This is a genomic window from Streptomyces sp. NRRL F-5123 (assembly GCF_000721495.1).
In the GTDB taxonomy this organism is placed as follows: domain Bacteria; phylum Actinomycetota; class Actinomycetes; order Streptomycetales; family Streptomycetaceae; genus Actinacidiphila.
The window spans coordinates 153,875-176,903 of record NZ_JOHY01000005.1; the positions used below are offsets into that span (position 1 = coordinate 153,875).

The 23,029-nt window shown below is 74.8% G+C and carries 22 protein-coding genes, 1 pseudogene and 1 riboswitch; of the genes and pseudogenes, 6 read left to right on the top strand and 17 right to left on the bottom strand.

The features are described from left to right. The first annotated feature begins 146 nt into the window (after positions 1-146). Positions 147-1,775: a bifunctional 3'-5' exonuclease/DNA polymerase gene (locus tag IH54_RS0106990; protein WP_199923349.1), complete on the top strand. Its 1,629-nt coding sequence runs from the start codon at positions 147-149 to the stop codon at positions 1,773-1,775. 28 nt (positions 1,776-1,803) lie between these two features. Here the strand turns inward: IH54_RS0106990 and IH54_RS0106995 are convergent, their stop codons facing one another. From IH54_RS0106995 to IH54_RS0107040, 10 genes and pseudogenes are all read right to left on the bottom strand, one after another. Further along, positions 1,804-2,019 (bottom strand): hypothetical protein, encoded by a 216-nt coding sequence (locus IH54_RS0106995; protein WP_031513901.1) that lies wholly within the window; start codon positions 2,017-2,019, stop codon positions 1,804-1,806. After that, a complete protein-coding gene (locus IH54_RS0107000; protein ID WP_052397150.1) occupies positions 2,016-2,474 on the bottom strand; it encodes a hypothetical protein in 459 nt (152 codons plus the stop codon). The genes IH54_RS0106995 and IH54_RS0107000 overlap by 4 nt, the downstream gene beginning before the upstream one ends. 55 nt (positions 2,475-2,529) lie before the next feature. Further along, positions 2,530-4,026, bottom strand: coding sequence for a sensor histidine kinase (locus IH54_RS0107005; RefSeq protein ID WP_031513904.1), 1,497 nt, complete (start codon positions 4,024-4,026; stop codon positions 2,530-2,532). A gap of 143 nt (positions 4,027-4,169) precedes the next feature. Beyond that, positions 4,170-4,889: pseudogene (locus IH54_RS0107010) on the bottom strand (response regulator transcription factor); the annotation flags it as partial. A gap of 173 nt (positions 4,890-5,062) precedes the next feature. After that, complete coding sequence (locus IH54_RS0107015; RefSeq protein ID WP_420711712.1) at positions 5,063-6,331, bottom strand: ricin-type beta-trefoil lectin domain protein; 1,269 nt, start codon at positions 6,329-6,331, stop codon at positions 5,063-5,065. A gap of 249 nt (positions 6,332-6,580) precedes the next feature. Then, positions 6,581-7,558, bottom strand: a complete 978-nt coding sequence (locus tag IH54_RS0107020) for a lysylphosphatidylglycerol synthase domain-containing protein (protein ID WP_234343389.1) — start codon at positions 7,556-7,558, stop codon at positions 6,581-6,583. Between the two features lie 395 nt (positions 7,559-7,953). Further along, entirely contained in the window at positions 7,954-9,873 is a 1,920-nt protein-coding gene (locus IH54_RS0107025; RefSeq protein ID WP_078861994.1) for an RICIN domain-containing protein, read from the bottom strand. A gap of 261 nt (positions 9,874-10,134) precedes the next feature. Beyond that, positions 10,135-11,160 carry a LacI family DNA-binding transcriptional regulator gene (locus tag IH54_RS0107030; RefSeq protein ID WP_031513921.1) on the bottom strand — a complete coding sequence of 342 codons (1,026 nt, stop codon included), beginning with the start codon at positions 11,158-11,160 and terminating at the stop codon, positions 10,135-10,137. A gap of 197 nt (positions 11,161-11,357) precedes the next feature. After that, on the bottom strand, positions 11,358-12,098 hold the full coding sequence (locus IH54_RS0107035; protein WP_031513923.1) for a class I SAM-dependent methyltransferase: 741 nt from the start codon (positions 12,096-12,098) through the stop codon (positions 11,358-11,360). A gap of 90 nt (positions 12,099-12,188) precedes the next feature. Beyond that, entirely contained in the window at positions 12,189-13,187 is a 999-nt protein-coding gene (locus IH54_RS0107040; protein WP_031513925.1) for an enoyl-CoA hydratase/isomerase family protein, read from the bottom strand. 134 nt (positions 13,188-13,321) lie between these two features. Further along, positions 13,322-13,424: riboswitch (ZMP/ZTP riboswitch) on the top strand. Between the two features lie 21 nt (positions 13,425-13,445). On the opposite strand from IH54_RS0107040, the gene IH54_RS0107045 reads away from it, so the two are divergent. Continuing rightward, on the top strand, positions 13,446-14,897 hold the full coding sequence (locus IH54_RS0107045; protein ID WP_031513927.1) for a glycine hydroxymethyltransferase: 1,452 nt from the start codon (positions 13,446-13,448) through the stop codon (positions 14,895-14,897). Positions 14,898-15,009: 112 nt separating this feature from the next. On the opposite strand, the gene IH54_RS0107050 is transcribed toward IH54_RS0107045, so the two are convergent. Both IH54_RS0107050 and IH54_RS46090 read right to left on the bottom strand, forming a co-directional pair. After that, positions 15,010-15,291 carry a hypothetical protein gene (locus IH54_RS0107050; RefSeq protein ID WP_043180041.1) on the bottom strand — a complete coding sequence of 94 codons (282 nt, stop codon included), beginning with the start codon at positions 15,289-15,291 and terminating at the stop codon, positions 15,010-15,012. A gap of 88 nt (positions 15,292-15,379) precedes the next feature. Further along, entirely contained in the window at positions 15,380-15,532 is a 153-nt protein-coding gene (locus tag IH54_RS46090) for a hypothetical protein (RefSeq protein WP_031513931.1), read from the bottom strand. Between the two features lie 105 nt (positions 15,533-15,637). On the opposite strand from IH54_RS46090, the gene IH54_RS0107060 reads away from it, so the two are divergent. The 4 genes from IH54_RS0107060 (at position 15,638) to IH54_RS0107075 (ending at position 19,048) form a co-directional block, all read left to right on the top strand. Continuing rightward, positions 15,638-16,327, top strand: a complete 690-nt coding sequence (locus tag IH54_RS0107060; protein ID WP_052397151.1) for a TetR family transcriptional regulator — start codon at positions 15,638-15,640, stop codon at positions 16,325-16,327. Positions 16,328-16,641: 314 nt separating this feature from the next. Further along, the gene (locus tag IH54_RS0107065) at positions 16,642-17,748 is read left to right on the top strand and encodes an AraC family transcriptional regulator ligand-binding domain-containing protein (RefSeq protein ID WP_052397152.1); all 1,107 of its coding nucleotides are present in this window, start codon (positions 16,642-16,644) and stop codon (positions 17,746-17,748) included. Then, positions 17,745-17,942: a hypothetical protein gene (locus tag IH54_RS39400; protein ID WP_043180044.1), complete on the top strand. Its 198-nt coding sequence runs from the start codon at positions 17,745-17,747 to the stop codon at positions 17,940-17,942. Before IH54_RS0107065 ends, IH54_RS39400 begins: the two co-directional genes overlap by 4 nt. Before the next feature lie 233 nt (positions 17,943-18,175). Beyond that, positions 18,176-19,048, top strand: a complete 873-nt coding sequence (locus tag IH54_RS0107075) for a DUF6227 family protein (RefSeq protein WP_052397153.1) — start codon at positions 18,176-18,178, stop codon at positions 19,046-19,048. A gap of 75 nt (positions 19,049-19,123) precedes the next feature. Here the strand turns inward: IH54_RS0107075 and IH54_RS0107080 are convergent, their stop codons facing one another. The 5 genes from IH54_RS0107080 to IH54_RS45365 form a co-directional block, all read right to left on the bottom strand. Further along, positions 19,124-20,068, bottom strand: coding sequence for a carbohydrate kinase family protein (locus IH54_RS0107080; RefSeq protein WP_031513937.1), 945 nt, complete (start codon positions 20,066-20,068; stop codon positions 19,124-19,126). Between the two features lie 116 nt (positions 20,069-20,184). Beyond that, positions 20,185-20,703, bottom strand: coding sequence for a hypothetical protein (locus IH54_RS0107085; protein ID WP_052397154.1), 519 nt, complete (start codon positions 20,701-20,703; stop codon positions 20,185-20,187). A gap of 184 nt (positions 20,704-20,887) precedes the next feature. Further along, entirely contained in the window at positions 20,888-22,087 is a 1,200-nt protein-coding gene (locus IH54_RS0107090) for a glycoside hydrolase family 6 protein (RefSeq protein WP_031513941.1), read from the bottom strand. Positions 22,088-22,300: 213 nt separating this feature from the next. After that, entirely contained in the window at positions 22,301-22,567 is a 267-nt protein-coding gene (locus tag IH54_RS45360) for a hypothetical protein (protein ID WP_159011700.1), read from the bottom strand. Positions 22,568-22,737: 170 nt separating this feature from the next. Beyond that, complete coding sequence (locus IH54_RS45365; RefSeq protein ID WP_159011702.1) at positions 22,738-22,893, bottom strand: hypothetical protein; 156 nt, start codon at positions 22,891-22,893, stop codon at positions 22,738-22,740. Positions 22,894-23,029: the final 136 nt, after the last annotated feature.

Consider the following 23,029-nt stretch of genomic DNA (forward strand, 5'->3'; position numbering starts at 1 on the left):
CTTCGGTGTGCCCGCGGGCGCCGCGCAGGCCCCGGACCGGCCGGATTGTCAGTGGTGGGACCTACGCTCGCGATGTGAGTGGAGCCGTGGACACCGGAGCCGGGCGGGTGGCTGTCGTGGCCGACCCGGTGGGCGGCGGCGGGCGGATGTGCGGGGTGGACGAGGAGGGCGCGCGGGTCGGGGAGGTGCGGGCGGTCGGGGATCTCGCCGCGGCGGTCGGCGAGATCGAGGCGGCGGCCGCCCCGCGCTGGGTGTGGGCCGGGACGGAGGAGGTCTATCCGGGCCTGCTGGACCGCGGCGGGGTCCGGGTCGCGCGGTGCCACGACGTACGACTGGTCGAGTCGCTGCTGCTCGGCACGGAGGGCAGGCACGGCAGGCCCCGGTCGCTCGGCGCCGCGTGGGCGCGGCTGCGAGGGCTGCCGGAGCCGCCGGACGCGCCGGAACACGGCGCGGAGGGCCAGCCGGTGCTCTTCACGGCCGACCGGCTGCACCTGCCGCCGGGGACGGACGCGCTCGCCGCGCTGGTGGAGGTGCATGCCGCCCAGCAGCGGCGGGTCGCCGCGGGCGGGCATCCGGAGCGGATGCGGCTGCTGTGCGCGGCGGAGTCGGCGGGCGCGCTGGCGGCGGTCGAGATGGGGCGGGACGGGCTGCCGTGGAGCGCGGCGGCGCACGACGAGCTGCTGACGGGGCTGCTGGGCCCGCGCCCGGCCGCCGGTGTGCGGCCCGCGCTGCTGGCCGGGCTGGCGCGGCAGATCCAGGACGCTCTGGGCGGGCGCCCGGTCAACCCGGATTCCCCCGCCCAGTTGCTTCCCGCCTTCGCCCGTGTGGGTGTGCCGCTCGCCTCGACCCGCTCGCACGAGCTGCGCAAGGTGGCGCATCCCGCCGCCGAGCTGCTGCTGCGCTACAAGGAGCTGTCCCGGATCCATGCCGCGCACGGCTGGGCCTGGCGAGAGGCGTGGGTGCGCGACGGGCGCTTCCGCCCCGAGTACGTGGTCGGTGGTGTGGTGTCGGGCCGGTGGGCGACCCGGGGCGGCGGGGCGCTGCAGATCCCGCGGCCGCTGCGGGCCGCGGTGGTGGCCGACCCGGGGCACCTGCTGGTGGTCGCCGACGCGGGCCAGCTGGAGCCGCGGGTGCTGGCCGCGATGTCCGGCGACCCGGGCCTGGCGCGGGCCGCGGCGGGCGGCGACCTGTACGCGGCCGTCGCACGCGACGCCTTCGGCGGTGACCGGCCGCGGGCCAAGATCGCCCTGCTGGCGGCGATGTACGGGCAGACCAGCGGTGAGGCGGGGCAGCTGCTGGCGGTGATGCGGCGCCGCTTCCCGGTGGCGCTCGCGCTGGTGGAGTCCGCGGCCCGTACGGGCGAGGCGGCCGGCGTCGTACGGTCGCAGCTCGGCCGGACGTCTCCCGCGCCGTCCGCCGACCGCTTCCTCGACGAGTCCGCCGACCCCTCCGACGGCGCCTCGCCGGACCGCCGGGCGGCGCGCTCCTGGGGGCGTTTCACGCGGAATTTCCTGATCCAGGCGAGCGCCGCGGACTGGGCGCTCGCGATGCTGGCGGCGCTGCGCCGCGAGCTGGCCCGGATCGGTCCCGCGCCGCGGCTGGTCTTCTTCCAGCACGACGAGGTGGTGGTACACACCCCGTCGGCGCTGGCGCCCGCCGTCGAGGCCGCGGTGGCGTCGGCCGCGGAGGAGGCCCGGCGGCTGGTCTTCGGCAGCACGCCGGTGCCCTTCCCCCTGCAGACGCATGCTGTGGAGTGCTACGCGGACGCCAAGTAGCACTCCACGGCCGGCTCGTGCCAGCCGGTCACTTGTCGGAGGCGGCGTCGGATTCCGCCGCCGCGGCGGCGGAATCCGCCTCGTCCACGAGCTTGCGCATATGGGCCAGGTCCGAGGCGGCCGGGGCCGGGGAGGTGGCCCCAGAGCTGCCGGACGCGCCGTCGTGGCTGCCGCAGCCGGTGAGCAGCAGGGCTGCGGCCAGCGCGCCGGCCGGGAGCAGGGCCAGGGCCTGCCGCCGGGTCACTTGCCGGTGCCCTTCCCCGCGTCCGGCTGCTTCTTCGCCGGGAAGTGCTGGGTGCCGCACCAGGTGCGGACCGCGTCGAGGTCGGTGGAACGCTGGCCGAGGGTGGTGACCAGGGAGGTGCGGAAGGTGAGCCGGCCCTTGAGGTAGGTGGCCACGGCGGTGTCGCCCCTGGCGTCGGCGTTGGTGACGCGCTGCTGCATACGGGCGACCGAACCGCGTTCGGTGGCGGGGCCGTTGAGGCGGGCCAGCGCGCGGTCGATGCGCGCGTCCACGGTGGGCAGCCGGCGGCACAGGGCGCGGGCGCCGTCGCCCCTGGGGGCCTTCGCCGCGGTTTTCGCGGTGGCCGAGGCGGTGGACGAAGGTGTGGCGTCGGTGCCGGCCGTGGCGGAGCCGGCCGCGGCGAGCAGTGCCGCGACCGCTGCGACGGCGGGCACGACCGTACGGGTGGTGCGCATGGGTGACCTCCTCGATGGCGGCGCCGCGGGCGCGGTGCCGGTCCCGCCGGGGAGGCTAGGAGCGCTCTTTGTGGAAATCTTGTGGTGCTCCCGGAGCGCCGCCGGCGCCCCCGGTCCCGCCGTGCTCCCCGCCCAGCCAGTCGCGCTGGAGCGGCATTGCGGGAACGGTCGTCGGGAGGTCGAGGACGAAGTACGCGCCGGGCGCGCCGTCCGGTCGGTCCGTGACGGCCGCGGCACCGCCGTGCAGGGCGGCCTGCTGGCCCACGAGGGCGAGGCCGAGGCCGGATCCCGGGCTGCCGGGGCGGCGGCGGAAGCGCGCGAAGACCCCGTCGCGGGCGTCGGGCGGGACGCCGGGGCCGTGGTCGGCGACGGTGAGGCGCACCGCGGCGCCGTCCGGGGCGCGGTGCAAGGCGGCCTCGACCCTTCCGGCGCCGTGCACGACCGCGTTGCGGAGCAGGTTGTCCACCGCGCTGCGCAGGCCCGGCGGCCAGCCCTGCACGGGGCAGGGCCCGGGGGCGTCGACGGACACCTCGGCGCCGGGGTGGTCGCGGCGCAGGTCGCGGACGGATGCGTCGAGGATGTCGGCGAGGTCGGCGGGCACGAAGGCGTCGGCCTCGACGAGGTCACCCTGGGCGAGGGTGCGCAGCATCACCAGCAGCCCCAGCAGCCGGTCGTGGCCGTCGCGCAGGTCGGCGAGCACCTCGGCGCGCCCGGCTGCATCGGGGGCGGGGTCGCCGGCCAGCACGTCGAGGTTGATGCGCATGCCCATCAGCGGGGTGCGCAGTTCGTGGGAGGCGGCGGCGGAGAAGGCGCGGGCGGTGGCGAGCGCCTCCGCGGCGCGGGCGGCCTGCTCGTCGTAGCGGGCGAGCAGCGTCCGGAGGGTACGGGCCAGGTCGTCGACCTCGGGCACACCGGTGGGGGTGTGGTCGAGGCGGGCGGCGCCGGCACGCGGGTCGACGCCGGCGGCGCGGCGGCGCAGCGCGGCCAGCGGGCGGGCGAGCCGTACGGCGGCGAGCCACGCGGCGAGCCCGGCGACCGGCGCGGTCAGCAGCGCGACGGTGAGCACCCGGTGGCGCACCTGCGCGATCTGCCGGCGCCCCGCGGTGTCGGCGGAGAAGAGCCACAGCGTGCCCCGCGCGGCGGGCCGCGGGCTGCTGAGCGGTACGGCCAGCGCGCGCCAGCCGCGGCCGCCCGTGGTCAGGGTGACGGGCCGGTCGGCATCCGCGGGTGCCGGGAGCGCGGCGGAGGCGGCGGGCTGCGGGCCGCCGGTCACGGTGCCGTCCGGGCCCGTCACCCTGATGCCGACGTCGAGGGCCGAGGTGAACAGCCGCCGCTGCCGGGCCTGTTCGACGCTCGCCGGGCGGTCGTTGGCCATCGCCCGCAGCAGCGACAGGGCTTCGGGGCGTACGGCGGCGGCGCGTTCGCGCAGATGGGCGTCCGTGGCGGCGTGCACGTCCCGGGTGACGAGGCGGACCATGACCCACCCGGAGGCGAGCACGAGCAGCGGGACGACGACGGCGACGGCCACCGCGATCCTGGTGGTCAGCCTCATCCGCCGCTCCCGTCGGGAGCGGACCCGGACGCCGGCCCGGACCCGGACCCGGACGCCGCGTCCGGCTCGGGCCCCGGTGCCGCCCCGGTTCCCGGCCCGGAGTCGGACGCAGGCGCGGTGCCAGGTCCCGACGCGGTTCCGGCGCCTTCGGCCGGGCGCAGCACGAAGCCGACGCCGCGCACGGTGTGCAGGATGCGGGGGCGGCCCCCGGCCTCCAGCTTCCGGCGCAGGTAGCTCACGAAGGTGTCGACGGCGTCGCTGCGCACGTCGAAGTCGTAGCCCCACACCCGGTCCAGCAGCTGGTCGCGGGTGAGGACGAGGCCCGCGTTGCGCGCGAGGGTCTCCAGCAGCTCGAACTCACGCCGGGTCAGGTCCAGCGGGCTGCCGTCGCGGGTGGCGGTGCGGGCGTCGGGGTCGACGACCAGGCCGCAGGCGCGCACCGGTCCCCCGGCGCGGGGCGGGCGGCGGCGCAGCAGGGCGTGCAGCCGGAGCACCAGCTCGTCCAGCGCGAAGGGTTTGACGAGGTAGTCGTCGGCCCCCGCCTGGAGCCCGGCGACACGGTCGGCGACCTCGTCGAGCGCGGACAGGGCGAGGACCGGCAGGTCGCTGCCGGCCGCGCGCAGGGTGCGGCAGACCTCGATGCCGTCGACATCGGGCATCGAGATGTCCAGCACCAGCACGTCGGGCGGGTCGTCGCCGGTCAGCCGGGCGAGCGCGGCGGCGCCGCCGTCCGCCTCGGCGACGGCGAAGCCGCGCAGCCGCAGGGCGCGGCCGAGGGAGCGGCGGATGACGGCGTCGTCGTCCACCACCAGCACCCGCCCGCCGCCGGTGCCGGGGGGCGTGGTGCCTGTCGCGCCCGTCATCCGGTGTGCCTCCGCCCGTTCATCCGAAGTGCCTCCGCTCCCCGGCCGCAGTACGTCGCGCGTGCTGCGGACATCATGCATGGTGCATCGCCGGAACCATGCCTGCACGGCCGGGGGGCGGAGTGCCACGGCGGGGCCTCGTACGGCCCGGGCGGGGCGGGACGGACCGGTGGTCAGCCGGTCACGGTCCACTTCTGGTTGGAGGCGCCGGTGCAGGTCCAGATCTGCAGCCGGGTGCCGTTGGCCGAGCTGTTGCCGGTGGCGTCCAGGCACTTGTTCGCCGCCGGGTTGACGATGTCGTGGGCCGCGGTGACGGTCCACTTCTGCGCGGCGGTGCCGTTGCAGTCGTAGAGCTGCACCTTGGTGCCGTCGGCGGTGCCGGCCGCGGTGACGTCCAGGCACTTGCCGAGCGCGCGGAGCGTGCCGTCGGAGCCGACGGTCCAGTTCTGCGCGCTGGTGCCGTTGCAGTCGTAGAGCTGGACCGCGGTGCCGTTGGCGGTGCTCGCGCCCGCGACGTCGACGCACTTGCCGGCGATGCCGGTGACGGGGTGGCCGCCGCCGGTGCCGCCGCCCGAGGTGTCGGAGGTGGTGACGTGGACGTAGTCGACGACCAGCTGCTGCGGGAAGGTGGTGCTGCCGTCGGGGTCGCCGGGCCAGTAGCCGCCGACCGCGAGGTTCATGATGATGTAGAAGGGGTGGTCGAATACCCAGCGGTTGCCGCCCAGGTCGGCGGGGGTGCGGGTCTCGTAGGCGTTGCCGTCGACCGACCAGGTGATGGAGCTGGGCGTCCAGTCGATGGCGAAGGTGTGGAAGGCGTCGGAGAAGCTCTGGCCGCCGGGGAGGGTGTAGCCGGCGCCGATGCCGGCCGAGCCGGAGTAGCCGGGGCCGTGGATGGTGCCGTGGACGCTGCCGGGCTCGAAGCCGACGTTCTCCATGACGTCGATCTCGCCGCTGTTGGGCCAGCCGACCGAGCCGATGTCGTTGCCGAGCAGCCAGAAGGCGGGCCACATGCCCTGGCCGCGGGGCAGCTTCATGCGGGTCTCGAAGTGGCCGTAGGCCTGGGTGAACTTCTGCGGGGTCGACAGCCTGGCCGAGGTGTACTGGCAGGTGCCGTACCAGCACTGGTAGTTGGCGGGGTTCTCCTTGCGGGCGGTGATGACGAGGTCGCCGTTGCCGTCGAGCGCGGCGTTGTGGGTGCCGCTCGTGTAGTACTCGCGCTCGTGGTTGTTGACGTTGTCGCCGGTCTCGTAGCCCCACTTGGAGCTGTCGACGGCGCTGCCCGCGGCGCCGTTGAAATCGTCGGTGAAGGTGGCGGTGGCGGCCGCGGGGGCCGCGGCAGGGGTGGCGGCGGCGCGGGCGTGTGCCGGGGCCGCGGCCTGGAAGAGGGCGGCGGCCAGCAGCGCGGCCGCGGCGAGCATCGGGAGAGGGCGGATCCGTCTCATACGTCGGGTGGGGGGTGTAGCCGACATGCCGGACTCCTCGGTAGGGGCGGCGGGGACACGGGCGCGACGGGCCGCACACGGACGCAGCAGGTCATGCCCCTGACAGATAAACTGCGGGACCCCGAGCCGCCGCGAGCGCCCCGGAAGGCTTCGCTCACGCCTTAGTTCAGGACGTGATTTAACTGGCGGGGCGAAGCGCCCGTCAATACTTCTGACGAAGGTCCGTACCAATAACTTCGCCCACGGCCCTCAGAGTTCCCCCCGGCGCACCAGCACCGCCAGCACCAGCACGCCGGGGACCAGCGGCAGCCAGGTCGTGACCAGGCGGTAGCCGAGCACGGCGGAGGTCGCCGTCACGCCCGAAGCGCCGGCGGTGACCAGGGCGAGCGCCAGCGCGGCGTCCAGCGAGCCCAGCCCGGCCGGCGTCGGCAGCCACCCCGCCGCGGTGCTCGCGAACAGGTACGCCACCACCGCCCCGCTGACCGGAACGGGCGCGTGCACGGCGCGCACCACCGCGACCACGACCACCGCGTGCATCGCCGGGAAGGCGAGCGAACCGCCCCACAGCGCCGTGACTCGGGCCCGGTTGCGGTGCAGGACCCGCACGTCGTGCAGCACCGAGCCGAGCACCTCGCGCAGCCGGTCGCGCAGCCGCCGCGCGCAGCGGGTCAGCAGCACGCCGCCCGCCACGACCGCCACCGCCGCGCAGCCGAGCACCAGCGGGTGGTCGGGCATCCGCGGCCCGCCGCCGGTGACCCGGTGCAGCTGAAGGGCGTCGGGGAACAGCAGCAGCGCGGTGAGCAGCAGCGTCACCCGGCCGGCGACCGCGGCGCAGGCGCGTACCGCGAGCGCGGCGAGCGCGCGGGTCGGGGTCATCCCGCGGCGCATCAGGAAGCGCAGGTTGACGGCATTGCCGCCGACCCCCGCGGGCAGCACGTGGTTGGCGGCGGACGCGGCGAACTGCGTGGCCAGGAGCACGCCGGGCGGGAGCGTCTCGACGACCGCGCCCTGCTGCGCGGTGGCCGAGCACACCCACGTCATGAAGGCCGCCAGGCACGCCACCGCCAGCCACCCGGTGTCCGCCTCACCCAGCCGTCCCGCGCTGGATCCGATCACCCCCCACCTGCTGCTCACCAGCGCCGCGACCGCGACGACCGGCAGCAGCATCACCGCCGACCGCAGCGTCACGCGCTGCCGGACGGCACCCTCGTCGGGGGCGATGGACACGGTGGACTCCTCGTCGCGTGGGGACACGGCAGCGTGGGGCGCGGCGTGAGGCGGGGGCGGAGCAGATGGGGCGGAGCAGGTGGAGCAGAGCAGGTGGAGCAGAGCGGGCGGGACCGTACGGATGCGCACAACCGGAGCGGATCGGACGCTCCCTCAGACTAGGCGGCGCGGGTGGCCGCGCCCCACCCCAACGCGGCCGGCCGGGTCAACGTCTGACAAACACCTGTTGACGCCAGGGATGCCCGGTGGGCCGCGCGGGTATTCCGGCACACCCCCGGACACGCCGGACCGCCGGGCCCGCGCGTGTCGCGCGGACCCGGCGGTCCGACTCTCTTCCTTCAGCGCGGCCGGCCGCGGTGAGAGGTCCGCGGCCGGCCGTTCAGGGGTTCAGCGGATCACGCGGCGGGCGCGCTCCACTGCTGGTTGGCCGCGCCGGTGCAGTCCCATATCTGCAGCCGGGTGCCGTTGGCGGAACTGGGCCCCGTGGCGTCCAGGCATCTGCCGGACTGCGGGTTGACCAGCGAGCTGTTCGCCCCGCGGGTCCACACCTGGGAGCCGGTGCCGTTGCAGTCGTAGAGCTGGACCTGGGTGCCGTTGGCGGTGCCGGCCGAGCTGACGTCCATGCACTTGCCGAGCGCCTGGAGGGTGGAGCCGGAGGCGGTCCACTGCTGGGCGGCGGTGCCGTTGCAGTCGTAGAGCTGGACCGCGGCGCCGTTGGTGCTGCTGGCGCCGGCGACGTCGACGCACTTGCCGCCGTAGCCGGTGACGGTGCCGGTGTGGCCGGTGCCGGTCCCGCCGCCGCTGCCCGGCGTACCCGACCAGGTGAAGGTGGCGGAGGCTCCGCCGGGCAGCGAGTAGGAGAAGTTCTCGTTGCCCCAGTTGACCCGCAGGGTCTGCGCCGAGGACGACTCGTTGTAGGCGATGAGCGCCTTGGAGCCGTCCGGGTTGCGCCAGGCCACGTTGCGGACGGTGGAGTTGTCGGTGGAGGCGATACGGGTCGCGCCGGGCTTCACGAACTTCGTGAGGTGGCCCATCGTGTAGTACTCGATCGTGTAGTCCACCTGCCCGCTGCGGCTGTCGCCGTTGTGCACGGTGACCAGACCGGTGCAGGTCCCGCAGCCGCCGTTGTGCGGGCCCATGTTCTGATCGACCGCGAGGCTCCACTTGACCCAGCTCTGGCCCCAGTTGCGGGTGTAGTCGATCAGGTTCTCCATGTCCTCCTTCTGCTGGTTGCCGATCCAGGTGCCCCCGGAGTGCTCGGTGTCGAAGGCGGGCAGGCCGGGGTACTGGTTGTGCACCGTCGTCTGCTCGGAGACGTTGCCGCCGTAGCCGTGCCACGCGACGCCGCCGAAGTTGGGGTCGTTGCGGATCGACGCGTCGGTGACGGTGGGCGCGGCGTAGCTGTCGTAGGTGTCCCAGTTCCAGTCCAGCGCCAGGACCTTGGTGGACAGCCCTGCCGCGTGCAGCGCCGGCAGCAGGTTGGTCTTGGTGAAGTACGCCAGGCCCGAGCCGTTCCACTGCGCGGACGGGTAACCGGAGCAGCAGGTGGGCTCGTTCTGCACGGTGACGTAGTCCACCGGCACGCCCTGCGCCTGGTAGGCCTGGAGGTATTTGACGAAGTACTGCGCGTAGGCCGCGTAGTACTGCGACTGCAGCCAGCCCTGGCTGTAGGCGTCGTTGTCCTTCATCCACGGCGGCGGGGTCCAGGGGGTGCCCATGACCTTGACGTTCGGGTTGAGCTGGCGGGCCTGCTTGGTGAGCGGGACGACGTCCGCGAGGTCGTGGGCGATCGAGAAGTGCGCGAGTGTCGGGTCGGTCTGGCCGGCCGGCATGTCGTCGTAGGTGTAGCTGTTGCGGGCCAGGTCGGACGCGCCCATCGGGTTGCGCAGGAAGCCCAGGCCGATCCCGTTGACCGGGTCGAAGAGCTTCTGCATGACCGTGTTGCGGGTCGAGGACGACAGGGCGCCGCTGCTGTTCATCAGCCAGGCGGCGGTGTCGGTGAAGGACGCGCCGCCGCCGGTGAACTGCTGGTAGGTGGTGCCCTCGTCCACCGTGACGTTCTGCCCGGAGCCGCCGGTGCCGGCGGCGAAGGACACCGCGGACTGCTGCTCCAGACCCTTGGCGACGGTGCGGCCGCCGGAGTCGCTGGTGGTGGTGAGGTAGACCTGGACGCTCTCGCCCGCAGCGTGCGCGGACGTGGGGACCGCGAGCACCGGGACGACGGCCGCCGCGGCGGCGGTGAGGATCCCGACGGCGGTACGCCGCAGCCGGGATGCGGTGGATCTGCCCGTGTGGGGCCGGGTTGCTGCGCTCATGAGTCGTTGCCTTTCTCGGCACGATGGCATGGGCCTGACAGGGTCAAGCGTGCAGCGAGGGGGTCCGCACGCTTGTTTCATCACTTGTTTCACGCCTTATATCGCGACGTGATTTAACTAGGGCGCCTCCTTGCCGTCAAGGGATCGCGAACGGGTCGGCGCCATGAAACGCCATGTAACGCAAGGCCGTTGAACGGACAGCGGAGTTGAGCGGACATGCGGAAGCGCCCGCACCGGCGGGGTGCGGGCGCCGAGGGGGAGTTACGCGCTCCGGGGCGCGGTGCTGCCGCGCGGGACGAGGGCGGGCGCCGGGAGCTGGATGTCCGGGACGGGCCCGCCGTCGATGAGCGAGAGCAGCGCCGCGGCGGCCCGCTCCCCGTACTCCATCACCCGGCGGCTGACCGCGGTCAGCGCGGGGTGCACCAGCCGGCACAGCTCGCTGTCGTCCCAGGCGACGAGGGAGAGTTCGCCGGGGACGTGCACGCCCATCTCCTGCGTGACGCTCAGCGCCGCGACGGCCATGACGTCGTTGTCGTACACGATCGCGGTGGGGCGCGCCGAGCCGGACAGCAGCCGCCGGGTGGCACGGGCGCCCGCCTCGCCGGAGTAGTCGGTGTAGACGCACGGCACGCCTGCGAGGCCCAGTTCCGCGGCCGCGGCCTCGAAGGCCTCGCTGCGCTCGCGGGTGTGCACGAAGTCGGCGGGGCCGGCGACCCGGGCGATCCTGCGGTGACCCAGCGCCGCGAGGTACGCGAGCGTCTCGCGCACGGCCGCGCCGTCGTTGATCCACACCGACGGCACCTCCGAGGACTCCGCAGCGTGCCCGATCACCACGGCGGGCAGGCCCAGCTCCGCGACCAGGCCGAGCCGGGGGTCCTGCTCGCGCAGGTCGACCAGCAGCACGCCGTCCACCCGGCGCTCGCCCCACCAGCGCCGGTACGCCGCCTCCTCGGCCCTGGCGTCGTCGGTGACCTGGAGCAGCAGCGCGGTGCCGGTGGCCGCGAGGCCCGCCTCGACACCGGAAATGAGCTGCATGAAGAACGGCTCGATGCCCAGCACCCACGCCGGGCGGTCCACCACCAGGCCGATCGCTCCGCTGCGTCCGTCGGAGAGCGCGCGGGCCGCGCTGCTGGGGTGCCAGCCCATCCGCGCCGCGATCTCCAGGATCCTGGCCCTGGTCTGCTCGGAGACCCCCGCCTTGCCGTTGAGCGCGTAGGACACCGCGCCCTTGGACACGCCGGCGGCCTCGGCGATGTCGGCGATGGTGGGACGCTTCTTGGGGCTCATGGGGCCTCGATACGGCGGACGGCCCGCGGGCCTGCGAGCCGGCTTCGGCTGGCCGGCCGGCGGGCGGGCTGACGGGCGGGCGGGCTGACGGGTGATCGGGTGAACGGGTGATCGGCGCCCATACCTTAACAACGCGGGCGGCGGCCCGGCACGGCTGCCGGGACACCGCCGGGCCGAACCGCACGGACCCGCCTCCGTCAGCCGCGGGTCGCCGCGATCTCCAGCCGTACGTAGTCGACGACCGGCTCGGCCAGGCGCGCGGCCACCGCCTTCACGAACGGCTCGCGGTCGGCCTCGGCCATCGCGTCCAGGTAGGCGCCCAGCACGACGGTGGCCAGAAATGCCTCCAGCTGCTCCCCGGGCTCGAAGCGGGCCGGGTCGGGCCGCAACTGCACCTCGATGCCGGTGAAGCCCGCGGCGGCCAGCCGCTGTCGGGTGTCCTCGACGCCGGCGAACTCCCATGCGTCACGGGTCCCGCCGGTCACGTCGGCGACGGCGGCGTTGACCGCCGCGATGTTGCCGCGGCCGCCGCACTCGGTGACCAGCCGGGCGCCCGGGCGCATCCGCCCGGCCAGCGAGGCGAAGAGGGCGGCGTGGTCCTCGATCCAGTGGAAGGCGGCGACGCTGAAGACGGCGTCGACCTCGCCGTCGAAGGGCAGCGGCTTCGTCAGGTCGGCGTGCACGACCTCGACCCGGTCCAGCCGGCCTTCCAGCCGCTCGCGCAACTGCTCCAGCATGCGGACGGATCCGTCCAGGGCGACCACCTGCCCCTGCGGCAGCCGGTCCAGCAGGCCGGCGGTGTCGCGGCCGGTGCCGCAGCCCGCGTCGAGCACCCGCTCGTCGCCGCGCAGCTCCAGCCGCCCCAGCGTGCGGCGGCCCCACCCCAGGTGGGGCAGGGGCAGCGAGTCGTAGGTCTTGGCGTCCCATTCCCGAGGCATGGCGCAGCCCTCCCGTGGTCATGTCCCGGCGCGGCGCGGCGGGTTCGACGGCAACACTACGACCACCGTCCGCATACTGACACCGTGATCTTATGATGTGGACACCACCGGAGTCGACCAGACCGGCTTGCGGTCCTTGTCCACCAGTGCGGCCCGCACCCCCTCCTGGAAGTCCGCGCTGCCCGCCGTACGGCAGGCCAGCTCCAGCTCGCGCGCCAGGCACTCCTCCAGCGTCGATCCCGCGCCCGCACGCAGCAGGCCCGCGGTGGCCGCGAGGCTCGCGGGCGAGGCGGCGTCGAGCAGCGTGAGCGTGTCCTGCGCCCACTCCGGCTCCTCCGTCTCGGCCGCCAGCCGGGCCCGCACCCGCGCCGGGTCCGGCTCGGCGAAGCAGCGGGCCACGGCGGCGGCGTGCGCGGGGCGCTCCGGGACGGGCGCTGCGAAACTGCGCAGGACCGCGTCCGGGGGCGTGCCGTCCGCGGTCAGCGCGTCCCGCAGCGCGGGCAGGTCGGCCGCCGGCACGTGATGCGTCGCGAGCCCGCACGCCACCGCGTCCGGCCCGCCGATCCGCGCGCCGGTCAGCCCCAGGTACCAGCCGTACGCGCCCGGCAGGCGCGGCAGGAAGTAGCTCGCGCCGACGTCGGGGAAGAAGCCGATGGCCGTCTCCGGCATCGCCAGCCACGCGCGCTCGGTGACCACCCGGGCCGACCCGTGCACGGAGATGCCGAGGCCGCCGCCCATCGCGTAGCCGTCGATCAGCGCGGTGTACGGCTTGGGGTAGCGGGCGATCAGCGCGTCGAGGGCGTACTCCGCGGTGAAGTACCCGCGCACCGCGCCGTCGTCGCCGGACGCGCCGGCGGTCCGCACCGCCACGATGTCGCCGCCGGCGCAGAACGCCTTCGGCGAGGTGCTGACGACGAGGACGGACCGGACGGCCGGGTCGTCCCGCCACCGCACGAGGGCGCGCGTCAGGAGCCGGACCATCGTGAGGTCCAGCGCGTTGAGGGCGGCCGGCCGGTCCAGCTCGATCACCGCCGTGCCGTCCGCCCCGACCCGGGTCTGCACCGGTGCGGGCCCGTCGCTGCCTGTCATGCGGCTCCTTCCGCCGTCGTCTGCCCCCCATCAAACACCGCCGCCCTCCGCCCTGAGCTGCGACGCCGGTCCCGCCGGACGGCGCGGGCGGCCCGCGCCCCCGGTGTGGCCGCGGGGTGGGGTTGGTAGGCTCTGGGCGGAGCCGTGACTGGCGCGCTGGGATGGGGTCAACCATCGGGGAGCGGCTCGACCGGAAAGATCCGGAAGAACGAAGAGCCGTGCGCCTGGGCCGTCCCGTTGACCAAATGGAGGACCGCCGTGGCAGCGCCCGAGCAGCCGTACAGCACCGAGTCGATCGCCTTCCGCAGTGCCCTGGACGTGATCCGGGGGGTGGAGCCGCGGGTCGCGGACGCGATCGCCGGCGAGCTCGCCGACCAGCGCGAGATGCTCAAGCTCATCGCCAGCGAGAACTACGCGTCGCCCGCCGTGCTGCTGGCGATGGGCAACTGGTTCAGCGACAAGTACGCCGAGGGCACCGTCGGCCGCCGCTTCTACGCCGGCTGCCGCAATGTCGACACCGTCGAGGCGCTCGCCGCCGAGCACGCCCGCGGCGTCTTCGGCGCCGCGCACGCGTACGTGCAGCCGCACTCCGGGATCGACGCGAACCTCGTGGCCTTCTGGGCGGTGCTCTCGCAGAAGGTGGAGACCCCGGGCCTGGCCAGGGCCGGGGTGCGGCAGGTCAACGACCTGTCCGAGCAGGACTGGGCGCAGCTGCGCGCCGAGTTCGGCAACCAGCGGATGCTCGGCATGTCGCTGGACGCCGGCGGCCACCTCACCCACGGCTTCCGGCCGAACATCTCCGGCAAGATGTTCGACCAGCGCAGCTACGGCACGGACCCCGTGACGGGCCTGCTGGACTACGACGCGCTGCGCGAGACCGCGCGCGAGTTCCGCCCGCTCATCATCGTCGCGGGCTACTCGGCCTATCCCCGGCTGGTCAACTTCCGCATCATGCGGGAGATCGCAGACGAGGTCGGCGCGACGCTCATGGTCGACATGGCGCACTTCGCGGGCCTGGTCGCCGGCAAGGTGCTGACCGGCGACTTCGACCCGGTGCCGCACGCGAACATCGTGACGACCACGACCCACAAGTCGCTGCGCGGCCCGCGCGGTGGCATGGTGCTGTGCGACGACTCGCTCGCCGAGCACGTCGACCGGGGCTGCCCGATGGTGCTGGGCGGGCCGCTGCCGCACGTCATGGCGGCGAAGGCGGTGGCGCTCGCCGAGGCCTCCCGGCCGGAGTTCGGCGCGTACGCGCACCGGATCGTCGACAACGCGCGGTCGCTCGCCGAGGGCCTGCTCACCCGCGGTGCGAAGCTGGTCACCGGCGGCACGGACAACCACCTGGTGCTCATCGACGTGTCGGGCTACGGGCTGACGGGGCGGCAGGCGGAGGCGGCGCTGCTGGACGCGGGCATCGTCACCAACCGCAACTCCGTCCCGCAGGACCCGAACGGCGCCTGGTACACCTCGGGCATCCGGATCGGCACCCCGGCGCTCACCACCCGCGGCCTCGGCGCGCCGGAGATGGACGAGATCGCCGGGCTGATCCACACCGTGCTGTCCGGGACGACCGCCGCCGCCGCGCCCAAGGGCGGCCTGTCGAAGGCGCACCACGTGCTGGACGCCGCGGTCGCCGACGAGGTCGCCAAGCGCGCGTCGGACCTGCTGGCCGGCTTCCCGCTCTACCCCGGCATCGACCTGAGCTGACGCGGGCGGCGCGCAGCCGCGCGCTCGTGACATGGGTGAAGGCCCGGCCGTACGGCCGGGCCTTCACCCATGTCAGGGGCCCTTGCCCCGCCGGGCCCGCACGGGGCGCGGGTCACTCGAAGGACCAGAGCACCCCGTGGCCGGCGATCGTCAGTGCGACCTGGAGCGCCACCGCGGCCACGCCGAGGGCGAGGCCGAGCAGGGCACGGCCGCGGCGGCGGGTGCCGCGGGCGAGCGCGACGAGGGCCAGCACGATCGCGGCGGGCCCGAGCACGAGGTTCAGCACGAGCAGGCCCGGCAGGCCGAGCAGGAAGGACGCGACGGCCATGCCGTCGGCGTCATGGGTGGTCGCGGCCGGGGTACCGGCCGGGACCGGGTGGGCTGCGGAGTTCACGGTGTCCTCTTCCGTGGGCGGTTGTCGGGTGGGGCCGGCGCTGGGCGGGCGGCGGCCGGAAGCGTCGGCCGGGACGCCGCGGCGGGTGTCAGCCGCGGCGCCGCGCGACGGCCTCGCGTACGGCGAAGGCGAGCAGCCACGCGGCGACGGCCGCGGACGCGACGCCGAAGACGGTGAGCGGCATGTGGGCGGCGGCGCCCATCACGACGCCGATGCCGAGCAGGACGACGACAAGGGCCATACCGGCGGCACCTCCAGTCGGTCTCGGGGGTTCGGATAACAGTTGTTCACTGACTGATGAGTCTAATGGCAGCGGGAGTCGGCAAACGGTTGTTTACTGAATGACATGAGTCACACACCAGGGGTCCGGCAGGCCCAGAAGGAGCAGACCCGGCGGGCGCTGCTGGACGCCGGGCTGCGGCTGCTGGACCGGCAGAGCCTGAGCAGTCTCGGCCTGCGGGAGGTCACCCGGGAGGTCGGCGTCGCGCCGGCCGCCTTCTACCGGCACTTCCCGGACATGGCCGCGCTGGGCGTGGCGCTGGTCGGCGAGGCGCTGGGCAGCTTGCACGCGGTCGTCCGGGAGGTGATGGCCGGCGGCACGGCGGACCCGGCGCCCTCCGACCCCTCCGGCCCCTCCGACCTCATTGACCGCGCGGTGGCGCTCACCGTCGCGTACGCCGACGAGCACCGCGCGCACGTCCGCTTCATCGCGCGCGAGCGCTACGGCGGGGTGCGCCCGGTGCGCGAGGCCATCGCCGCCGAACTCGACCGTTTCACCAGCGAGGTGGCCGCCGGGCTCGCCGCCCAGCCGGAGTCGGCGGGCTGGCGCCCCGCGGAACTGCGGGTGCTGGCGGGGCTGTACGTGGACCACATGGTGCTGACGGCGGCGGCCGTCATGGAGGCACCGCAGGACGACACCGCCGCGCGGGCCTCGGTCGCCGAGACGGCCCGGCTGCGGATGCGGATCGTCAGCCTCGGCCGCCGCCACTGGCCGAAGGAGCGCGCGGCCGGCGCAGACGGCACGGGTGGCGGCTGAGACCGGCCGCCCGGCTCACCGGCGCGGACGGTGTCCCGTCCGCGCCGGTGCCCCTCCCCCCGGTACGCCCGCCCCCTCCCTGGCGCGGGCGCACCCGGTGCCCGAGGACACCAGTCCGTCCGATCATCGTCACCGCCGCCCCGGTCCGGGAGGACGGAACGCGCCGGCAGGCGGACGCAACGCGCCAGGAGGAGGTTAGGCTTCCGGAAGACCGGCGGCACCGCGCGTACTGCGCCCCTCCGACCGGCACGACTCCCCCGCCCGACGCCCCTCACCTCCGCCCATACGCCGCCGCAGACCCCGAGGTGCCTGGCATGCCGCCGACCCTGACGTCCCCGCCGACCGCCGTGGCCGCGCCGAACGCCGGGCCGACCGAGAGCGTCGCCCTGCCCCGGCTGATAGCCCGCGCCGCGGCGACCGGCGACAGCGAGACCCGGTGGCTGCTGCGCGCCGCCGGGCTGCGGCCGGACGTCCTCGACGGCCCGGCGACCGCACGCGTCCCGTCGATGCACCTCTACCGGCTGTGGACGCAGGTGGTCGGCCACACCGGGCGGGAGGACGCCGGACTGCTCACCGCGGCGGAATACCGGCACGGCCAGTTCGACCTCTTCGACTACCTGTTCAGCACGGCCCCCACGCTGGGCGAGGGACTCGCGGTCGCGGGCACGTACCTGCACCTGCTCAGCGACGGCTCCGCGCTCGTCACCGAGGAGTCGGACGACGAGGTGATCCTCTCCTACGGCGCGCTGCTCCCGGACAGCGAACTGCGCGGGCTGGTGGCGGAATTCGTCCTGGGTGCCTTCACCCAGGTGATACGGCACAGCACCGGCGGGGCGGTCACCCCCGCCCGGGTCTCCTTCGCCCACCGGGCGCCGCGCAGGACCGCCGGCCACACCCGTCTCTTCGGCGACGGCCGCATCGACTTCGGCGCGGGCGCGGACAGCATCACACTCACCCGGCGGGCACTGGACACCCCGCTGCCCGGCGCGGACCCGGCGCTCGCGGCCATCATCCGGCGCACCGCGGCGGCCGTTCCGCCGCACCGGCCGGCCGGGCCGCTGCCGGATCTGCGCCGGGCGATACTCACGCAGTTCGCCGACGGCCGCCCGTCGCTGGCCGAGGCCGCCCGGCAGCTCGCCGTCAGCCCGCGTACCCTGCAGCGCCGGCTGGCCGAGTCCGACACCACCTGGCGGGCGGAACTGGACGCGGTGCGCGAGGAGTTCTCCGTGGGCCTGCGGCGTGCGGGGAACTGGTCGGCGCAGCAGGCAGCGGCCCGGCTCGGCTACGCCGAGGCCCGCTCGCTGCGCCGCGCACGGAGCCGCTGGGACGCCCGGGAGGAGCGGACCGCGGAAGGCGGCGACGGGGCGCGGACCGCGGAGGGGACCGGGGGACCGACGACGGCGGGAGGGACGCAGCCATGACGGCGGACGGCGAGCAGGGCCACGAGGAGCGCACCGAGGGTGGTGACCCGGTCTGCTGGCTGGAGCGGGTATGCGACGAGTGCGGCGCGATGCGCGAGGACATGAAGGCACCCTGCTGCGTCCGCTGCGGTACGCCCTTCCCCGGACCGGAGCCGGACCGCGCCGGCCACCCCGCCGGCCACCCCGCCGGCTGACCCGCCGGGAGCGCCGCGGCCGGCTCGCCCCGCTGCCACACCCCTGACGCGAGAGGCCCCTGCGGCGGGGGTGTGGCGGGGTGCGCGTGGGGCGCGCGAGGCTGGAATATGCCGCGCGGAGCGCGAAAATCGGCCGCACGCCCGGAAATGTCGGCGTTCGCGGGCGCAATCGGCGACGGGCCTACTACCCTGAGTCGCCGGGGTTGCGGTACGGCGGAGGCCGGGAGGACCGTATGGACGGCGAGTTCGCGGACACAGCGGAACCCGAGCGCGCGGGCGGCACGCCCGCGAACCAGCTCGAAGGACTGCTCGCCCGAGCGGTCGGCGGAATCGAGGCGGCGCACGAACTGGACACGTTACGGACCGCGTTGATGCACCACTGCGGCCTGCAGTCCTGCCGCCACGCCAAGGGCCCGCCGCGACGGATGAACCGCCGGACCTTCCGGCACAGCTTCCTGATGCCGGACGGCGACGTGCGGCTGGTGTGGGAGCTGGAGCACGACACCGCGCCCGACGGCCTGCCGCACCGCACGGTCTTCACGCAGCCGGAGGATCTGGCCCTCGCCGAGTGGGAGGTCGACCTGGCCTTCGGCGGCCCGATGGGCCCGGTGGAGGTGCCCTACGGCGCCTTCGGCGGAGCGCCGCGGGACACGGACCCGGCGGGCGGCAGCCGTCCCGGCGGGCGCGACCAGGTGACCGGCGACGCCGGTGCGGGTGACGCCGACGACCTGGACGCCCTGCTCGCCGCCCCGGCCCCGGACCAGGCGCTCCGGCGCACGTACACCGAGGGCGACTCGGCGGAGCACGCCCGGCGGCTGCTGCGCCGCGCGGCGAACCCGAGCGCGCCCGGCGACGAACTGCGGGCCCGGCTGCGCGCGGCCATCGCGCACGACATCAGCATCGTCACCCGCCGGAGCACCCTGGTGGCCGGGCGGCAGGTGTCCTGGTCGCTCTACGAGCACGCGTTCCTGCTACTGGACGGCACCGAGCTGAGCCTGTGGGAGATCGACCACACCAGGACGCCGACCGGCAACCCGGTGTGCGAGGTCTACACCTCGCAGGACGCCGCCCTCGACACCGCCGTCCGCCGCATCGAGGCGGGCTGACCGCCTTCCCCCGCCGACCGCCCCCGGCACGCCCCGGCGCCGGCACCCGCCGGGCCCCCGCCGTACGGGAGCCGGTCAGCCCACCGCCGTACCGGCCGGCGTGGCCCGCGCGACGGCCGCGGCCAGCTCAGGGGCGCCGATCAGCTCCTCGTGCGTGCCGGGGACGCCGCACGCGAAGGCGCCGGAGACCGCTCCCGCGAGCACGCACTCCTCCAGGGGCGCGCCGGAGAGACGGCGGTGCAGAAAGGCCGTCAGGAAGGCGTCGCCCGCCCCGTTGCTGTCCACGACCGGCCGCTCCGGCACCACCGCGGGGAAGTGCCTCGGCACGGTCTCCCCGCGCTCCAGGACATGGCAGCCCGCGGCACCGTCGGTCGCGACCACGAGGGACGCCCGGCCCTCCGCCAGGATCCGCCGCATGACCTCGGGTATCCGCTGCCCCACCTCCGCGGCGCTCAGGAAGACCAGGTCCGCCCCCAGGGCCCAGGGGAGCGCGGACGCGTCCTCGCCGTCCCACGCGTGCAGGTCGGTGGAAATGGTGCGGCCCAGGCGTGCCGCGTCGGCGAACACCGGCTCGGCGTGCGCGGAGCGGGATATGTGCACATGCCGGGCCCGCTCGACGTAGGGCAGGTAGAACTCCCGGGGCAGCCGCAGGTCCAGCGGGTGCCGCCCGTCGAAGAAGGAGAAGCGGCGGCCCTGCCGGTCGACCAGGTTGACGCTGCGGGGGGTGCCGGCCGGTGCGGGCAGGTGGTGGAAGTCGAGCCCGGTCGCGGCGTACCGCTCCAGGATCATCCGGCCCTGCGCGTCCTCGCCGAGGAAGTCGATGAAGGCCGTGGCCAGGCCCAGGGCCTGGAAGCCGAGCGCCACCCCGTTGCCCGTGTGCGCCACGTAGTCCCTGATCGGCGGGACGGAACGGGAGTCGCCCGCCGGCACCGCCAGTTCGTCCACCAGCACGATCGTGTCGACGCCCGTACCGCCGACCACCAGCACGTCGTACGCCGCGTCCTCCGCTGCGACAGCCATGGCCCTGCTCCCCCCGTTCCGGCCAACCTGGTTGACCGTGCCGAAACTTGCAGAAAGATCTTACCGAGCCGTCCCCGCCCCGGCCAGGCCCGCGCCCCGCCCTGTGGAAAGCCCCCTCAGGGCCTGCGCTCAGGCCCGGCGTCCTCCGTCAGCACGAGCACCGACATCCGGGACAGCGGCGGCACGGGCCCCTCTCGCCCGGCCCGCGCCCAGGCGACGGTCAGGGTCAGCCGGATCATCCGCCGGGCCGCGTGCAGCAGCAGGGCGGCGAGCGGGAGTTCGGCCACGGCCGCGGTGAGGATCGAGACCGCCAGATCGCCGCTGTTCCAGTCCAGCACGATGTCGAACCACGCGTCGCAGCACAGCAGCGTGGCGGTGGCCACGGCCCACGGGATGAAGATCTGGAGCCGCCGCCACGCGCACACCGCGGTGATGCCGAGCAGCACGATGAGCGCGCCGTCGAAACCCACCCAGGCGTAGCGCCAGTTGCTCACCGTGCGGTGGGTGGGCAGGCTCACGTAGAGATAGCCGATCCAGGGGATCAGGAAGAGGAAGCTTCCGGTGATGACGGCCAGCAGCACGCGGCGCATGTGGCGCACGTGCGGGTCGTCCGGCGAGGGCACCTCGGGCAGCATGCGGCCACTCTGCCCCATCGCCCACCGCGGCACCGGCGGCCCCACGCCGGAAAGGCGGAGAGCCCGCCCGCCGGGCGCGGTGCCGGCGGGCGGGCTCGGGGCGCGGCCCTCGCCCGAGGCTGCGGGCGGAGGAGCCGCTGCGCGCGCGGCCCGGGGGCGGTCCGGGGCCGGCGCGGGTCCTGGCTCAGTGCGGCAGCAGCGCCGGGTTCGCGTTGTGCAGCAGTTCCAGCGCCTGCTGCGGGAACCACTTGCCCGCGGCCGGGTCCTGGTAGCCGCGCTCGGGGTCGTCGGGGCCGGCGGTGCCGCGGGTGCACTGGCCGTCGGACTCACCCGGGATCTTGACCCAGAGCTTGGCGTCCTGGAGCGGGTCGCCGGTCTTCAGGGTCGGGCGGGCGCCGAGGCCGCGGCCGGGCGGGTTGCACCAGTCCTGGGCGTCGGAGTAGACGCCGGCCGGCGGCGTCCAGGGGCCCTGGCCGTTGCGGCTGGTGTCGGCGACGTAGTGCTTCATGGCGGCCGGCGCGGTGTGGACGTTGGCGTCCAGCCAGGTCTGGGCGTCGTTGACGGACCACCACTGGTTGGGGCAGGCCGCGGCGTCGCCGCCCGCGGAGACGTAGGCCAGGCAGGACGAGACGAGCTTGCCGTACCAGGCGATCTCGCTGTCCGAGCGGTAGTTGGAGATGTTGAGGTAGAAGCCGGTGGCGTCGTCGACGCCGCCCGCGATCAGCCGCGGCACGATGTCGTTGATGCTGTGCCAGCCGCTGTGCCCGGCGTCGAGGTAGACCTTGGTGCCGGCCAGCGGCTCCAGGGCGTCCACGGCGTAGTGGATCTGGTCGTAGCGCTCGGCGGTCTTGGTGCCCTGGGCGTCGTCCATCCCGCAGTCGGAGGGGACGAGCGCGAGCGAGTCGGGCTCCAGGACGACGTCGGCGGGGCGGTTGCCGATGCCGGCCTTCACCGCGTCGATCCACGCCTGGTAGTCGGCGGTGTTCGCGGCGCCGCCCGCCGAGTACTGGGCGCAGTCGCGGCCGGGGATGTTGTAGAGCGCGAGGACCGGGAGCTGGTGGCGGCGGGCGGCGGCGCTGACGGTCTTGTCGACCGCGGCGCGGGTGGCGTCGGGCGCGGTGCCGCCGTCGAGCCACACGGCCTGCGGGGTGAGGGTCATCGCGAGCAGACCGGCGGCGTCCTTGATCTGCCAGTGCTTCACGAGGTCCAGGATCTGCGCGTTCGCGTCCGCGTTGGCCGGCGGGGTGAACAGCGTGGTGGGGGCTGCTGCGGAGTGGCCGGGCACGCCGGCGTGCGCGGGCACCACGGCCGTGACGGCGGCGAGTGCGGCGGTCGCGGCGGCGACGGTGAGCGTACGGGTACGTGCGCGGACGCGTGCGGTCATGCGGACAGGCTCCTCGGTACTCCTCGGGCACAGGACAAGGTGGCCGCCGGGAGGCGCTGCCCGGCTCGGGACGTGGGAGCGCTCCCACCGGCGGTTGAAGGAATTAACTCCTCGCACCACTACCGGCGTCAATCCCCTGTGCGGGCTTCAAGAAGTGAAGACCTCGAAGCCCGCACAGGGTCGGGGCCGGGCACAGGCGCGAGCCGCGGTCCCCTACTTGAGGGCCCCCGTCACCAGGTCGATCCGCCGGAAGCGCTGCAGGGACAGGAACAGCGCGATCACCGGCAGCACGGACAGCAGCGTCCCGGTGATCACCAGCGAGTAGAGGGACGCCTCCGCCGCGCCGTGCCGCAGCAGGCTGTAGAGCCCCACGGTGAGCGGGAACTTGTCGTCGGAGGTGAGCATCACGAACGGCAGCAGGACGTTGTTCCGGACGGCGACGAACTGCAGCAGGAAGACCGTCGCCGGCCCCGGCCCCATGAGCCGCAGCCCGACCGGGAGGAACCGCCGCCCCTCCCCCGCCCCGTCGATCCGACCGGCCTCCAGGAGTGAGTCCGGTACCGCGGACTCCGCGTGGATCAGGGCACGGCGGCAGTCAGGTACCAGGCGCCGGATCAAAGCCCGCCGGCGGTCGGACGCCCGGCGCCGGATCAGCACCCGCCGGCGGTGAGGAGTTCGTGCACCGGCAGCGTCGCCGCGCCGAGCGCGACCTGCTCCGGGCCGAGCCGCCCCAGCTCCAGCACGGCGCGCTCGGCGGGGTAGTCCAGGGTGTGGCGGCGCATCGCGTCGCGCACGGCGGGCAGCATGGCCGGGCCCATGGCGGCGCTGACCCGGCCGGAGAGGACTGCACGGCGCCCCCGGGGAATCGCTACGGCATGGCACATAGTGCCAGATCGCGGCTGCGGCGCCGCCGCTCGGGGAGCGCTCTCCCGGATTCCCGCC

Excerpts from the sequence above, each read along its gene's own strand:
- IH54_RS0107025 (WP_078861994.1), bottom strand. The coding sequence starts at position 9,873 with ATGAGCGCAGCAACCCGGCCCCACACGGGCAGATCCACCGCATCCCGG.
- IH54_RS0107035 (WP_031513923.1), bottom strand. The coding sequence starts at position 12,098 with ATGCCTCGGGAATGGGACGCCAAGACCTACGACTCGCTGCCCCTGCCC.
- IH54_RS0107080 (WP_031513937.1), bottom strand. The coding sequence starts at position 20,068 with ATGGCTGTCGCAGCGGAGGACGCGGCGTACGACGTGCTGGTGGTCGGC.
- IH54_RS45365 (WP_159011702.1), bottom strand. The coding sequence starts at position 22,893 with ATGCTGCCCGCCGTGCGCGACGCGATGCGCCGCCACACCCTGGACTAC.
- IH54_RS45360 (WP_159011700.1), bottom strand. The coding sequence starts at position 22,567 with ATGGGGCCGGGGCCGGCGACGGTCTTCCTGCTGCAGTTCGTCGCCGTC.
- IH54_RS0107015 (WP_420711712.1), bottom strand. The coding sequence starts at position 6,331 with ATGAGACGGATCCGCCCTCTCCCGATGCTCGCCGCGGCCGCGCTGCTG.
- IH54_RS0107085 (WP_052397154.1), bottom strand. The coding sequence starts at position 20,703 with ATGCTGCCCGAGGTGCCCTCGCCGGACGACCCGCACGTGCGCCACATG.
- IH54_RS0107005 (WP_031513904.1), bottom strand. The coding sequence starts at position 4,026 with ATGAGGCTGACCACCAGGATCGCGGTGGCCGTCGCCGTCGTCGTCCCG.
- IH54_RS0107000 (WP_052397150.1), bottom strand. The coding sequence starts at position 2,474 with ATGCGCACCACCCGTACGGTCGTGCCCGCCGTCGCAGCGGTCGCGGCA.
- IH54_RS46090 (WP_031513931.1), bottom strand. The coding sequence starts at position 15,532 with ATGGCCCTTGTCGTCGTCCTGCTCGGCATCGGCGTCGTGATGGGCGCC.
- IH54_RS0107065 (WP_052397152.1), top strand. The coding sequence starts at position 16,642 with ATGCCGCCGACCCTGACGTCCCCGCCGACCGCCGTGGCCGCGCCGAAC.
- IH54_RS39400 (WP_043180044.1), top strand. The coding sequence starts at position 17,745 with ATGACGGCGGACGGCGAGCAGGGCCACGAGGAGCGCACCGAGGGTGGT.
- IH54_RS0107030 (WP_031513921.1), bottom strand. The coding sequence starts at position 11,160 with ATGAGCCCCAAGAAGCGTCCCACCATCGCCGACATCGCCGAGGCCGCC.
- IH54_RS0107040 (WP_031513925.1), bottom strand. The coding sequence starts at position 13,187 with ATGACAGGCAGCGACGGGCCCGCACCGGTGCAGACCCGGGTCGGGGCG.
- IH54_RS0107090 (WP_031513941.1), bottom strand. The coding sequence starts at position 22,087 with ATGACCGCACGCGTCCGCGCACGTACCCGTACGCTCACCGTCGCCGCC.
- IH54_RS0106990 (WP_199923349.1), top strand. The coding sequence starts at position 147 with ATGTGCGGGGTGGACGAGGAGGGCGCGCGGGTCGGGGAGGTGCGGGCG.
- IH54_RS0107060 (WP_052397151.1), top strand. The coding sequence starts at position 15,638 with ATGAGTCACACACCAGGGGTCCGGCAGGCCCAGAAGGAGCAGACCCGG.
- IH54_RS0107075 (WP_052397153.1), top strand. The coding sequence starts at position 18,176 with ATGGACGGCGAGTTCGCGGACACAGCGGAACCCGAGCGCGCGGGCGGC.